The following is a 12,967-nucleotide window of genomic DNA, read 5'->3' as shown; positions in this document are numbered from 1 at the left end:
CTCGCTAGTGCCGGAAGTGCCGCACGCCGGTCAGCACCATGGCGATGCCGTGCTCGTCAGCCGCCTTGATGACCTCGTCGTCCTTCACCGAGCCGCCCGGCTGGATCACTGCGGTGGCGCCGGCCTCGATGCAGGCGAGCATGCCGTCGGCGAACGGGAAGAACGCGTCGGAGGCGACGACCGATCCCTTGGTCAGGGGCTCGGCGAGCTTCAGCTCCGCGGCCGCATCCAGCGCCTTGCGCGCGGCGATGCGCGCCGAATCGACCCGGCTCATCTGCCCGGCGCCGATGCCGACCGTTGCCGAATCCTTGGCATAGACGATGGTGTTCGACTTGACGTGCTTGGCGACGCGGAAGGCGAAGCGCAGGTCACGCAGCTCGGCCTCGGTGGGCGCGCGCTTGGTCACCACCTTCAGCTCCATGTCATCGACGACGGCATTGTCGCGGCTCTGCACCAGAAGGCCGCCGGACACCGTCTTCGCGGTCAGGCCGGCCTCGCGCGGATCGGGCAGGGCGCCGGCGAGCAGCAGCCGCAGGTTCTTGCGGCCGGCGATGATGGAGATCGCCTCCTCGGTGGCGTCGGGCGCGATGATCACCTCGGTGAAGATGCCGGTGATCGCGCGTGCCGTGGCGGCGTCGAGCTTGCGGTTCATCGCGATGATGCCGCCGAACGCCGAGGTCGAATCGCAGGCCAACGCCTTCTGATAGGCGGTGACGAGATCGGGCCCTTCCGCGACGCCGCAGGGATTGGCGTGCTTGACGATGACACAGGCGGCGGTGCGCGCCGGGTCGAACTCGGCGATGCACTCATAGGCCGCGTCGGTGTCGTTGATGTTGTTGTAGGACAGCTCCTTGCCTTGCAACTGGCGCGCGGTGGCGACGCCCGGACGGCGGCCGGGCAGCGCGTAGAACGCCGCATGCTGATGCGGGTTCTCGCCATAGCGCAGTGACTGGATCAGCTTGCCGCCGAAGGCGCGGTAATCGGGCGCGTCGTTCTGGATGGTGGCGGCGAACCAGTTGGAGATCGCGGCGTCATAGGCGGCAGTGCGCGCATAGGCCTTGGCAGCAAGTCGGCGGCGCAGCAGTAGCGTGGTCGAGCCGTCATGCCGCGTCAGGTCGTCGAGCACGGCGTGATAGTCGTTGACGTCGACCACTACGGCGACGTCCTCGTGGTTCTTCGACGCAGCGCGGATCATCGCCGGGCCGCCGATGTCGATGTTTTCGATGCAGTCGTTGAACGCGGCGCCGCGCTCGACCGTGGCCTCGAACGGGTAGAGGTTGACGACGAGCAGGTCGATCGGCGCGATGTCGTGGCTCTTCATCGCCGCCGCATGCTCATCATTGCCGCGGATCGCGAGCAGGCCGCCATGCACCTTGGGGTGCAGGGTCTTGACGCGGCCGTCCATCATCTCCGGAAAGCCGGTGAGGTCGGAGACGTCCTTGACCTTCAGGCCGGCCTCGGAAATCGCCCTGGCGGTGCCGCCGGTCGATACGAGCTCGACACCGCGCGCCGCAAGCGCGCGCGCGAACTCGACCAGACCGGTCTTGTCGGAAACGGATAACAGGGCACGGTGAACGCGACGAAGCTGATTGGTCATGGGCAGAGTCCTTGTGCAGGAGTTCAATTTGCCCAGGCGCACGGCGGTCAATCCCGCGCTCCCCGATGGTGCTCCATCCAAAGTCGCCAGTCGCACGAGAGCGGGCCTCATATCAGCTTTTGCCGCCCGCGACAACGGGTGGGCGATCGAACGATCATCTTGGCCGCACATCTCACGATGAGCCGCCCGAACGTCGGCCGCGTTCCGAGGGCCCGCCGAAGGCAGACGGCTCGACGGACGGTGATGTGAGATGATCTGAGAAGCGAGAGCCAGGGTGTTACAGCGGCAATTCCGGCTCTCTCCGCGCGTTGCGGCGTCCGTTGGTCTCGGTCGGCGACGCCGACGAGCGCACGAAGCTCCAGCGGATCGACGGGGCCTGCTGCGCGTCCTGCCGGATCACCAGTTGCGTGGTGCGGCGCGGACCGTCATTGCCGGCGAGAAACACGCTGTCCTCGAGATCGACGCGATCGTCGAACGTCTCGAACGTCCAGACCTCGCGATTGGGCAGCACCAGCATGGCGCCGCGGCCGTCGCTGAGCCGGCTGGCCTTGACGGCCGGATGCAGGTGGAAGCGCAGCGCGTAGTCCGAGCCGCCGCCGCGAAGACGGGCGCCCTGCGCCGGCGTCACGGTGTCCTCGCCGTCCAGCCGGGAGCCGTCCTCGGCCGCCACCAGCACGCGGCGGTGGACGAGGCCGAACTTCGCCGCGTAGCCATTGTGCGAGGTCGATAGCACGGTGCCGTCAGGCACGACCTCGCGGAAGTTCTCGACCCGCGTCGGACCCGACACGATCGGCGCGCCATGCAGCAGGCGCTTCATCGCCGACATCTCGACGAAGGTGCAGGACGAGGTGTTGTGATAGGTCAGCGTCGAATGCGCCACCGTGCTGCGCGCGAAGGCGCGCCAATTGTCGCGGCCGGTGGACGGCATGCCGCAATTGATCACGATGCGGCACGGTCCGGAGGACATCTCGAAGGCGAGACAGCCGGCATGGGCCTCATGGCTCAGATGCGGCGGCGGCGGCGCACCGGTGTCGACGATCACCGTCATCGGTCCCGCGTCGAGCCGCTGGAAACCGGAATGCGGCATGCTCGCCATCGGCGTGCCGTGGGTGTCGTCGTAGGCGAGCAGGGTCGCCAGCAGGTCGGACGGGGTGCCGCCCATGCCATTGAACAGCGCCATGTTGCCGTCGCCGTGCCGGAAGAAGCGCAGCATCGGCATCATGCGGTCGATGGCGTTGAGCAGCGCCGGCGGCGGGGCGATGTTGCGGGCCGCAAACGTCTGCCGCAGCGGCAGCAGGTCGATCAGCAGCTCGATCAGCGCGCCCGGATTGCGCGACACGTGGCCGCCATCGGGCAGGATCTGCCGCTGCAATTCGTCGGAGAGTTTTCGGGTCGCGCTGCGGATGTGCTTGGCCTGGTTGGCGAGGCACAGCGCCGCGTAACACAGTGCGATCAGCACCTGCAGCCGCGGCGCGCCATCCGGGATGTCGATGGTCGAATAGCGCAGATAGCGGATCTCGCGGGTCAGCCCCCGAAGATAGCGGCGGTAGAACTTGCCGTCGGAATCGGCCAGCACCAGCGGCGCCTGCGACAGCAGCGAGATCACCCGCCGGGCCAGCACGTCGGCGCGCCGGCTCAGCGGATGGCGGCCGATCTGGTTGGTGATCCAGTCGTCGACCAGGGCACGGGCGTTGGCGCGGGTCAGCGCGGTGTCGGCTGCGCGCAGATGTCGCAGCCAGCCGAAGCCGAGCAGGGCGACCTCCCAATCCTCCGATGGCGGCTCCAGGTCGAAGATCGAGCGGCCATGGCAGGTCACGATCTTGCCGGCGAAGACGAAGCGGCCGGCATAGATCTCGGCGGCCCGTGTCGCGTCCGAAGTGCGCAGATCATGCGGCGCAATGATGAGTCGGTCCGCCCGTCCGGGCCACAAGCCGGACACGGATACCGATACACCGCTGACGTTGGACATCAGGCTGCGCGCAAAGCGGCCCATCACCAGCGTCGATATGCGTCTGCGTTGAGCGGCGGACACGCCAAGCCTTGGATTCAGAGGGGGATTCGGTTGCGCATCCTTCATAGATCGCAACTGCCGCCGATACACCATTTTTGGCCCCGGTGCAGCACCATCGCGGGACCAGAATCTGGTGCAAAATCAGGATTTAACGGACTAACGCAACGCCGACGCCCTCAACCCGCGACCGACGCAGGGCCGGCGCACGGCGCGTACGATGACACGCTCACGGCCGCCGCTCCAGTCTCGCCGCATAAAATCCGTCGAGACCGCCAAGCCGGGGGTCCTGGTGCGGCAAATGGCAGGGCAGAGTGCGCAGGTCGCCGGCCGGTGTGACCAGCTCGGCCAGTCCTGCCACCTCGCCAGGGGTGACGGGGATGCGGCGCAGCTCGGTGGTTTCGGCCAGCACGCGCTCGACCACCTGCTCGCCCTCCTCGGGCTCCAGCGAACAGGTACAGTAGACCAGGGTTCCGCCCGGCTTGAGCAGGCCGCTCGCTCGGGTCAGCAGCCGCGCCTGGAGTGCTGACAGGGCGGCGATGTCGGCCTCGCTGCGCAACCAGCCGACATCGGGATGGCGCCGAATGGTGCCGGTTGAGGTGCAGGGGGCATCAAGCAGCAGGCCGTCGAAGCCGCCGCTTTCGGCGGGCTGCCATTCGGCGGCATCGGCCACGACCGTCTCGGCCGTGAGCTGCAGCCGGGTCATGTTGTCCTTCAGCCGGTTCATCCGGGCCGGCGACCGGTCGACCGCGGTGACGCGGGCGCCGCCGTGGGCAAGCTGGGCCGTCTTGCCGCCGGGTGCGGCGCAGAGGTCGGCGATGGTCTTGCCGCCGACGTCGCCGAGCAGCCGTGCAGGCAGGGCGGCGGCGGCGTCCTGCACCCACCATTGGCCCTCGACGAAGCCCGGCAGGACTGTCACCGAACCATGCAGCACGGTGCGCACGGTCCCGGTCGGCAGCACCTCACCATGCAGTCGCGACGCCCATTGCGCCGGGTCCGACTTCACTGTCAGGTCGAGCGACGGCTCCTGGCCGAGCGCCGCGGCGATGTCCTTCGCGGTCGCTTCGCCGTAATGATCGATCCAGCGCTTGAGCAGCCAGGGTGCGATGTCGAGCGGCTGGCCGGTGGCGTCGTCGAGCAGGCCCGCACCCTCGCGCGCGCAGCGCCGCAGCACCGCGTTGACGAGCCCGGCATACTTCGCGGCGCGGCGGTCGGCCTGGACCAGGCGGACGGAGAGGTCGACGGCGGCGTGGTCGGGGACGTCCATCCACAGGATCTGGGCGGCGCCGATCAAGAGCGCGCTCTGCGCCCGCGGCGCGTCGGTCGGCACGCCGCGATCCAACAGCCGCGACAGCACGTGGCCGAGCGTTCCGAGCCGCCGCAGGGTGGTGGCGACCAGCCGGCGCATCAGCGCGCGGTCGCGGTCGGCGAGATGCTTCAGTCCGGGATGCGCGCCGGTTCCGTCGAGCTGATCGTCGAGGGTGCGATGCTTGTGCAGCACGCCGTCAACCACGTCGGCGGCGATGCGGCGTGCCGCCAGGCCTGGGACTTCGGAAGGGGTCGCAAAACGCGGCGGAGGCATGCCTGGGAATTACTCGCGAAAGAAGAAAGGCAGTTCCGCGACGATCGGGTGCATGCCATCAGCTTGCGGGTCCTCTGTCACCGGAATATGCCAAATGTAAGAATCGGCTCCGCATTTTTTAGACCTGTTTTATCGCGTGCGCTCACACGATCTGATGATATCGGGAACGATCCGGTTCAACGGTGGAATGGTACGATGAGTAACGAGCCCAAGAGTGAGTCCAAGAGCGGGCCTGAGACCAGGCCCGCATTGTCGGTGGTCGCCAGCAACGACAATCCGCGCAAGCCGCTGACGCCGGCCGCGCAGCGCGCGCTGGCCGAGGCTGAGGAACGCCGCCGACTGGCAGCAGAACAGACGAAGCCGATGCCGACGGAGTTGCAGGGGCCGAAAGGGCCGGAGCCGACCCGTTACGGCGACTGGGAGAAAAAGGGAATCATCTCGGACTTCTGACGGGATGTCCGCGCGCGACGTTCGCGGTTCGGCGCCGGGCTCGCCGGTCCCGCGTTCGCTGCGCTCCCGTATCGCAACGGTGACTCAGCGCGTGACAACCACCGTCGTGCCGATCGACACGCGCTCGTAGAGATCGGTGATGTCGGTGTTGAGCATGCGGATGCAGCCGTAGGACACGTAGCCGCCGACCGAGTTTGGCACGTTGGTGCCATGGATCGCATATTCGCCGCCCGCGAGCGTCATGGCGGCGACGCCCATCGGGTTCTGCGGCGAGCCGCCGGGGATCACGTCGGGGATGTTGGGCTTGTCGCGCTTGACGTCGGCCGGCGGCGCCCAGGCCGGATATCTGTACTTGCCGTCGATCTTGGTGGTGCCGGCCCATTGCCGGCCGGCCTTGCCGACGCCGACCGTGTAGCGCATGGCGTGGCTGCCATCGAGCACGAGATAGAGCTTCCGCTCGCCGGTCCTCACCACGATCGTGCCCGGCGAATAGTCGCCGGCGATGGCGACCAGCTCGGGACGGGCCGACGCAGAGTCGGCCGTCGTGACCATGGCTCCGACCACCGACGCGGCCACCATCGCGGCCTTTATTGTCAGCCCGACCGCCCCAGTCCGCATTTCCATCCCCTAAGGCCGTTCCGCGGCGCCTGCTCCCCGGCCGGGAGCACGCGGATGGCTTGAGGAAAGAAAAACTTCGTCTGCAAGTAAATGACCTGAAAACAACACTCCCGCGGAATCAGCCGCGGGAGTGCGATGGGCCTTGACGACTGCGGCGAGCGCGTCTCGCGCCCGCCGAGCATGGCGTGCCTACGCCTGCTTCTCCTTGCGGTTCTGACGGTGCTGCACGAGGTCGTCGACCACGCCGGGATCGGCGAGGGTCGAGGTGTCGCCCAGCGCGCCCGGCTCGTCCTCGGCGATCTTGCGCAGGATGCGGCGCATGATCTTGCCGGAGCGGGTCTTGGGCAGGCCAGGGGCGAACTGGATCTGGTCGGGCGAGGCGATCGGGCCGATCTCCTTGCGCACCCAGGCGACGAGCTCCTTGCGCAGCTCCTCGCTCGGCTGCTCGCCGGCCATCAGGGTGACATAGGCGTAGATGCCCTGGCCCTTGATGTCGTGGGGATAGCCGACCACGGCGGCTTCCGAGACCTTGGCGTGGGCGACCAGCGCGCTCTCCACCTCGGCGGTGCCCATGCGGTGGCCGGAGACGTTGATGACGTCGTCGACGCGGCCGGTGATCCAATAGTAGCCGTCGGCGTCGCGGCGGCAGCCGTCGCCGGTGAAGTACTTGCCCTTGTAGGTCGAGAAGTAGGTCATCTCGAACCGGGCATGGTCGCCATAGACGGTGCGCATCTGGCCCGGCCAGGAGCGGGTGAGGCAGAGATTGCCTTCGGTCGCGCCCTCCAGCGGCTTGCCGTCGGCATCGACGATCTCCGGCACGACGCCGAAGAACGGCCGCGTCGCCGAACCCGGCTTCAATTTGGTCGCGCCCGGCAGCGGCGTGATCAGGATGCCGCCGGTCTCGGTCTGCCACCAGGTGTCGACGATCGGGCAGCGGTCGTCGCCGACGACGCGGTGATACCACTCCCAGGCTTCCGGATTGATCGGCTCGCCGACCGAGCCGAGCAGGCGCAGAGACGCGCGCGAGGTCTTCTTGACCGGCCCGTCGCCGCCCTGCATCAGGGCGCGGATCGCGGTCGGCGCGGTGTAGAAGATGTTGACCTTGTGCTTGTCGATGACGTTCCAGAACCGCGAATTGTCCGGATAGTTCGGCACGCCTTCGAACATCAGCGTGATCGCGCCATTGGCCAGCGGCCCATAGAGAATGTAGCTGTGGCCGGTGACCCAGCCGACGTCGGCGGTGCACCAGTAGACGTCGCCGTCGTGATAGTCGAACACGTATTGATGCGTCATCGCGGCGTAGACGAGATAGCCGCCGGTGGTGTGTAGCACGCCCTTGGGCTGGCCGGTCGAGCCCGAGGTGTAGAGGATGAACAGCGGATCCTCCGCATGCATCGGCTCGCACGGGCACTCGGTGGTCACCATCTCCGCGGCCTCGTGGTACCAGAGGTCGCGGCTCGGGTTCATCTCGATCTTGCCGCCGGTGCGCTTGACCACGACGACCCAGTCGACATTGTCGACCTTGTTCAGCGCGGCATCGACATTGGCCTTGAGCGGCACCTTGCGGCCGCCGCGCAGGCCCTCGTCGGCGGTGATGATGATCTTGGAATCGCAGTCCTTGATGCGCTGGGCAAGCGAGTCCGGCGAGAACCCGGCGAACACCACCGAGTGGATGGCGCCGATGCGGGCGCAGGCCAGCATTGCATAGGCGGCTTCCGGGATCATCGGCAGATAGATGGTGACGCGGTCGCCCTTCTTGACGTTGCGGTTGCGCAGGATGTTGGCCATCCTGCACACCTCGTCGTGCAGCTCGCGATAGGTGATGCGCTTGGATTGCGAGGGGTCGTCGCCCTCCCAGATGATCGCGGTCTGGTCGCCGCGGGTGGCGAGGTGACGGTCGACGCAGTTGTAGGCGGCGTTGAGGACGCCGTCCTCGAACCATTTGATCGAGATGTTGCCGGGGGCGAAGGAGACGTTCTCGATCTTCGTCGGCGCCTTGACCCAGTCGACGCGCCTGGCCTGCTCGGCCCAGAAGCCGTTGGGATCCTTGATCGAGCGCGCGTACATCTCCTGGTACTTCGCGTCGTCGACAAAGGCGCGTTTCGCCCACTCGGCCGGAACGTCGTAGATCTTCTCGGACATTTCACACCCTCCACATGCGGCCCGCCGTGGTCCAGCGCAGGCCGTCGTTGTTCCCACTATGCGTCCGCGTAACCGGCGGCGACAAGGCAAGACAAGTAGAACCTTCGGCGGGGACCCGGTCTGCGCAGGATCAAAGAATTGTGCGCGGAGGTTGCGGCAGCCGGCCGCGCGGCAGAGGTCGCGACAATCAGCAGCATCAAGGTTACCCAGAATCGGGTCGCCGTCCGGTATTTTGAAACCGCTTTGCCCAAAATTAGGGACTCGCTATCCGGCCCATCACGCCCTAAATCGCCTTGAAGCTGTGGATAACTGGGCCGGAACCAAACCGGACTCCGGGGCATTGAGCGGATCAACACGACGGCAGGGCGTCTAAAGCAATGATGGACCAGCAGAATTTCGAGAGCCCGCGGGTCGGCCCGGCCGACGCCGAGGTCGCGCTCGCGAAAGCGCTGGGCCAGTGGCCGTCCAAGCCGCCGCGCCGCAAGCTGACCTTGAAGGATCTGGCCCACGCCAAGACCGCCGACGCCCAGGGCAATGCCAAGACCTCGGTCGAGGAGCTCGCCAAGCGCATCGGGCTGAAGCTCGGTGACCAGGCCGAGCTGACCATCCGCCGCATCAAGCGCGGCAAGAGCTATACCTTCATCCGCGCCAATGGCACCCCGATCCGCCACGCCGGCACGATCCGCCGCCTGCACGCCATGGCGGTGCCGCCGGCCTATCGCGAGGTACGCTACGCCCCCGACCCGAGCCTGCACCTGCAGGCGGTCGGCGTCGACGCCGCCGGCCGGCTGCAATACCGCTATCACGCCGACTGGGAGAAGGTGCGCGAGCATCGCAAGGCGCATCGCCTCGCCAAGCTCGTCGGCGCGCTGCCGCGCATCCGTCGCGCGGTGTCGAAACATCTCGCCGGCGACGAGCCGACGCGCGAGTTCGCGCTCGCTGCTGTCATCGAGCTGATCGCGCGCACGGCAATCCGCCCCGGCAACGAATCCTATGCGCGGCTGAACGGCACCCGCGGCGCCACCACGCTCTTGAAGTCGAACGTCGCGCTCGAGGACGACAGCCTGGTGCTCACCTTCAAGGCCAAGGGCGGCAAGGCCGTGCGCAAGGAATGCGACGCCGCCAAGTTGGTGCGGGCCGTCGGCATCCTGCGCGGCGTGCCCGGCCGGCGCATGTTCCAGTATCGCGACGCGCAGGGCGTCGTGCGTGCGGTCTCGACCACGCAGGTCAATGCCTTCCTGCGCGAGATCGCCGGCATCAAGATCTCGCTGAAGGATTTCCGCACGCTGATGGCCTCCGCCGTCGCGCTGGAGACCTTGTCGCGGATCACGCCGGCGGCGAGCGCGCGCGGCCGCAAGAAGCAGATCCTGGAAGCGATCCGCGCCGCCGCCGACGAGCTCACCAACACGCCGGCGATCTGCCGCCGCAGCTATGTGCACGACACCATCGTCACGGCGTTCGAGGACGGCATTCTCGAACGCTTCGCCGCCACCATGAAGGGCCAGCGCTCGCAGACGCGGCGCGAGCAATTGCTGGCGCAAGTGGTGACGGCCGTCTCGGCCTGACGCAGCTAACGATCAAGCCTGGCAGCGCGTCCCGATCTTGGCCGACGCAAGGAAGCGGGCGATCGGATCGAGCTGCCGGCACGGCACCGCCGCACTCTTCACCGTCGCGGCCTCGCGCTTGGCCGGCCGCAGCACGGTCGACTTGCTGGCTGGCTTGGCGCGGCGGGCAGCCGACGCACCACGTCCCTCCGCGCGCACGGCCCTCGAGAGCAGCGGCAGGCGCGCGCCTTCGTTGAGATCGAGCGGCGGTGTTTCGAAACTGCGATCGGACTCGTTCAACGTATCAACGCCGGGAATCGGCTCGCGGATCAGCGACGACGTCGCTTCGCCCGCGATGTCGCCGGGCGATACCGCGGCAAGCACCATCTTCGTTGCAAGCAAGCAGCAGATTATCACGAGGCAGAACCCCGCAATCCAGATCGTTCTGTTCACTGTAGGAAACCCCCGCCGATTGCGCCGGACAGTGCGGGACATCCCCTTCCCGCAGCCGGCGCCGTGCCGACCAATCAACCTTAAGAAAGTCTTACTCGCAATGTTTTCGGCAGGTTCGGCCGGCCTCGGCTCGCATCGTAGTTAATGGCGCTGGCGATCGCGCATCGACGTCGGCCAATGACCGATGTGGAGTGATCAGTTCGCAGCAGGCTGCGACATTGCGGCGCGGCTCTCGTTCAATGAGTCGGTGAGACGATCTCGATCGCCGCAGGTTTCACGGATCACGTTAAATTATGCGCCGAAACTCGCTTCCGAACGCGGCGTAGCTCGGCCTGACACGACGCAAGAGCGCATCCGCTCAAGATCAGCATCGGTGTCGCAGTCGAACTCATCACGCGGCTCTGCCGCCGTCTTCATTAGGGAGCTAACCATGTCCAAGCGCATTGCCTTTCTCGCTGCCGCCGCCTTCAGCGCGCTGTCGCTGACCTCGACCTTCGTCGCGCCCGCCAGCGCCGAGGAGAAGACCGTGATGGTCGGAGGCGCGGCGATGTATCCGTCGAAGAACATCGTGCAGAACGCGGTCAACTCGAAGGATCATACGACGCTGGTCGCCGCGGTGAAGGCCGCCGGCCTGGTGCCGACGCTGGAAGGCAAGGGACCGTTCACGGTGTTCGCGCCGACCAACACCGCCTTCGGCAAGCTGCCGGCCGGCACCGTCGACAGTCTGGTCAAGCCGGAGAACAAGGCGACGCTGACCAAGATCCTCACCTACCACGTCGTGCCCGGCAAGCTCGAGGCGTCCGACCTGAAGGACGGCCAGATGCTGAAGACGGTCGAGGGCGAGCAGCTCACCGTCAAGCGCGAGGGCAGGAACGTCATGATCGTCGACGCCAAGGGCGGCACTTCGATGGTGACGATCCCGAACGTCAACCAGTCGAACGGCGTCATCCACGTGGTCGACACCGTGCTGATGCCGGCGTCGTGAGGCCCGGCGCGACACCGGACACATCCGTTTCTTCCTCCTCCTCGCGGATGTGACCAGGAGCGAGCCGGGCCACCCCCGGCTCGCTTTTTTGTGAACGCGATCGATTCTGCGTATCGTCTTGATCGGCGCCGCGGGTGTAACGGAGCCCGCCGAGCCGGCGTATACTTGGCGTGACGAATGCAAGCGACGCAAATGCAAGCGACGGAGCCGACCGCCATGACGAGCGCCACCACCGGCGCCCCCTCGACCCTCGCGGCGACGGGGGGACCAGTAACTGGAGTCGCGACCAAGGTCGTTCAGCCGGCCTGGGTGCGCGTCATGCATTGGATCAACGCCGTCGCGATGATGATGATGATCATGTCGGGCTGGCAGATCTACAACGCCTCGCCGCTGTTCGACTTCCGCTTCGACCGCAGCTTCACGCTCGGCGGCTGGCTCGGCGGCGCGCTGCTGTGGCACTTCGCGGCGATGTGGCTGCTGATGCTGAACGGCCTTGCCTATCTCGTCACCAGTCTCGCCACCGGCCGGTTCCGCCGCAAGCTGCTGCCGATCTCGCCGGCGTCCGTCATCGCCGACCTCAAGGCCGCGCTGACGTTCAAGCTCGCCCATGACGACCTCACCGTCTACAACGCGGTGCAGAAGCTGCTCTATCTCGGCATCATCGGCGTCGGCATCGTCGTCGTGCTCACGGGCCTGTCGATGTGGAAGCCGGTGCAGCTGCATTGGCTGGTGAGCCTGTTCGGCGACTATCCGGCGGCGCGCTACGTCCATTTCGTCTGCATGGCGCTGATCTGCGCCTTCCTGGTGATCCATATCCTGCTCGCGCTGCTGGTGCCGAAGAGCCTGCGCGCGATGATCATCGGCCGCTGAGAGGAGAGACAACCATGGCGAAACGTCCGTTCCTCATCCCCGGCGTCGACAAGCGGCTCCTGATCAAGGACTCGCTGAAGGTGATGCCCGATCTCACGCGGCGCCGCTTCATCACCGGTGGCGCCAGCCTCGGCGCGCTGACCTTGCTCGCCGGCTGCGACGTCGTCGACGGCGACACCGCCGAGGAGCTGCTCAAGAAGGTCTCGAAGTTCAACGACGCGGTGCAGGCCTGGATGTTCAATCCGGACGCGCTGGCGCCGACCTTCCCGGAGAGCGCGATCACCAAGCCGTTCCCGTTCAATGCCTACTACACGCTCGACGAGGCGCCGGAGATCGACGCCGCCGACTGGAAGCTCGAGGTGCGCGGCCTCGTCGACAACAAGAAGTCGTGGACGCTCGACGAGCTGCATGCGCTGCCCCAGGTGACGCAGATCACGCGCCACATCTGCGTCGAGGGCTGGAGCGCGATCGGCTCCTGGACCGGCACGCCGCTGCGCGATTTCCTCAAGCTGATCGGCGCGGACACCCGCGCGAAATATGTCTGGTTCAACTGCGCCGACAAGGACGGCTACAACTCGCCTCTGGACATGCGCACCGCGCTGCATCCGCAGACCCAGATGACCTTCAAGTTCGCCGACCAGATCCTGCCGCGCGCCTATGGCTACCCGATGAAGATCCGCGTCCCCACCAAGCTCGGCTTCAAGAACCCGAAATACGT

At 66.8% G+C, this 12,967-nt stretch carries 11 protein-coding genes and 1 riboswitch; of the genes, 5 read left to right on the top strand and 6 right to left on the bottom strand.

The annotated features are described in order from the left end of the window. Window positions 1–4: 4 nt before the first annotated feature. From purH to QW868_RS08490, 3 genes are all read right to left on the bottom strand, one after another. Window positions 5–1,597 carry a bifunctional phosphoribosylaminoimidazolecarboxamide formyltransferase/IMP cyclohydrolase gene (purH, locus tag QW868_RS08500; RefSeq protein ID WP_316230330.1) on the bottom strand — a complete coding sequence of 531 codons (1,593 nt, stop codon included), beginning with the start codon at window positions 1,595–1,597 and terminating at the stop codon, window positions 5–7. Window positions 1,598–1,620: 23 nt separating this feature from the next. Beyond that, window positions 1,621–1,701: riboswitch (ZMP/ZTP riboswitch) on the bottom strand. Window positions 1,702–1,874: 173 nt separating this feature from the next. Next, on the bottom strand, window positions 1,875–3,590 hold the full coding sequence (locus tag QW868_RS08495; RefSeq protein ID WP_315758723.1) for a heparinase II/III family protein: 1,716 nt from the start codon (window positions 3,588–3,590) through the stop codon (window positions 1,875–1,877). Window positions 3,591–3,834: 244 nt separating this feature from the next. After that, a complete protein-coding gene (locus tag QW868_RS08490) occupies window positions 3,835–5,187 on the bottom strand; it encodes an RsmB/NOP family class I SAM-dependent RNA methyltransferase (RefSeq protein WP_315770591.1) in 1,353 nt (450 codons plus the stop codon). Between the two features lie 195 nt (window positions 5,188–5,382). Between QW868_RS08490 and QW868_RS08485 the strand changes: the two genes are divergently transcribed. Then, window positions 5,383–5,637, top strand: a complete 255-nt coding sequence (locus QW868_RS08485) for a DUF1674 domain-containing protein (RefSeq protein ID WP_315740657.1) — start codon at window positions 5,383–5,385, stop codon at window positions 5,635–5,637. Window positions 5,638–5,721: 84 nt separating this feature from the next. Here QW868_RS08485 and QW868_RS08480 read toward each other — a convergent pair whose 3' ends face one another. Together QW868_RS08480 and acs are read right to left on the bottom strand one after the other, a co-directional pair. Further along, the gene (locus tag QW868_RS08480; RefSeq protein ID WP_315812021.1) at window positions 5,722–6,255 is read right to left on the bottom strand and encodes a L,D-transpeptidase; all 534 of its coding nucleotides are present in this window, start codon (window positions 6,253–6,255) and stop codon (window positions 5,722–5,724) included. Between the two features lie 189 nt (window positions 6,256–6,444). After that, window positions 6,445–8,397, bottom strand: a complete 1,953-nt coding sequence (acs, locus tag QW868_RS08475; RefSeq protein WP_315811902.1) for an acetate--CoA ligase — start codon at window positions 8,395–8,397, stop codon at window positions 6,445–6,447. A 377-nt stretch (window positions 8,398–8,774) separates the two neighbouring features. Between acs and QW868_RS08470 the strand changes: the two genes are divergently transcribed. Then, entirely contained in the window at window positions 8,775–9,962 is a 1,188-nt protein-coding gene (locus QW868_RS08470) for a DNA topoisomerase IB (RefSeq protein WP_315797905.1), read from the top strand. A gap of 12 nt (window positions 9,963–9,974) precedes the next feature. On the opposite strand, the gene QW868_RS08465 is transcribed toward QW868_RS08470, so the two are convergent. Next, the gene (locus tag QW868_RS08465; RefSeq protein ID WP_315811903.1) at window positions 9,975–10,343 is read right to left on the bottom strand and encodes a hypothetical protein; all 369 of its coding nucleotides are present in this window, start codon (window positions 10,341–10,343) and stop codon (window positions 9,975–9,977) included. A gap of 481 nt (window positions 10,344–10,824) precedes the next feature. Between QW868_RS08465 and QW868_RS08460 the strand changes: the two genes are divergently transcribed. The 3 genes from QW868_RS08460 to QW868_RS08450 form a co-directional block, all read left to right on the top strand. Then, complete coding sequence (locus QW868_RS08460; RefSeq protein ID WP_315797904.1) at window positions 10,825–11,379, top strand: fasciclin domain-containing protein; 555 nt, start codon at window positions 10,825–10,827, stop codon at window positions 11,377–11,379. Between the two features lie 216 nt (window positions 11,380–11,595). Continuing rightward, entirely contained in the window at window positions 11,596–12,249 is a 654-nt protein-coding gene (locus QW868_RS08455; RefSeq protein WP_316230329.1) for a cytochrome b/b6 domain-containing protein, read from the top strand. Between the two features lie 14 nt (window positions 12,250–12,263). Next, window positions 12,264–12,967 (top strand): molybdopterin-dependent oxidoreductase (locus QW868_RS08450; RefSeq protein WP_316230328.1); only part of this gene is annotated, 704 nt, incomplete at its 3' end.

Source organism: Bradyrhizobium sp. SZCCHNR1051, assembly GCF_032489615.1.
Lineage (GTDB): Bacteria > Pseudomonadota > Alphaproteobacteria > Rhizobiales > Xanthobacteraceae > Bradyrhizobium.
The sequence above is the reverse complement of the archived record's forward strand: the minus strand, read 5'-3'. Positions and strand labels throughout refer to the sequence as shown.

What these genes read in the sequence shown, in the direction of transcription:
- purH (WP_316230330.1), bottom strand. Translation starts at nt 1,597, where the DNA reads ATGACCAATCAGCTTCGTCGCGTTCACCGTGCCCTGTTATCCGTTTCC.
- QW868_RS08495 (WP_315758723.1), bottom strand. Translation starts at nt 3,590, where the DNA reads ATGGGCCGCTTTGCGCGCAGCCTGATGTCCAACGTCAGCGGTGTATCG.
- QW868_RS08490 (WP_315770591.1), bottom strand. Translation starts at nt 5,187, where the DNA reads ATGCCTCCGCCGCGTTTTGCGACCCCTTCCGAAGTCCCAGGCCTGGCG.
- QW868_RS08485 (WP_315740657.1), top strand. Translation starts at nt 5,383, where the DNA reads ATGAGTAACGAGCCCAAGAGTGAGTCCAAGAGCGGGCCTGAGACCAGG.
- QW868_RS08480 (WP_315812021.1), bottom strand. Translation starts at nt 6,255, where the DNA reads ATGCGGACTGGGGCGGTCGGGCTGACAATAAAGGCCGCGATGGTGGCC.
- acs (WP_315811902.1), bottom strand. Translation starts at nt 8,397, where the DNA reads ATGTCCGAGAAGATCTACGACGTTCCGGCCGAGTGGGCGAAACGCGCC.
- QW868_RS08470 (WP_315797905.1), top strand. Translation starts at nt 8,775, where the DNA reads ATGATGGACCAGCAGAATTTCGAGAGCCCGCGGGTCGGCCCGGCCGAC.
- QW868_RS08460 (WP_315797904.1), top strand. Translation starts at nt 10,825, where the DNA reads ATGTCCAAGCGCATTGCCTTTCTCGCTGCCGCCGCCTTCAGCGCGCTG.
- QW868_RS08455 (WP_316230329.1), top strand. Translation starts at nt 11,596, where the DNA reads ATGACGAGCGCCACCACCGGCGCCCCCTCGACCCTCGCGGCGACGGGG.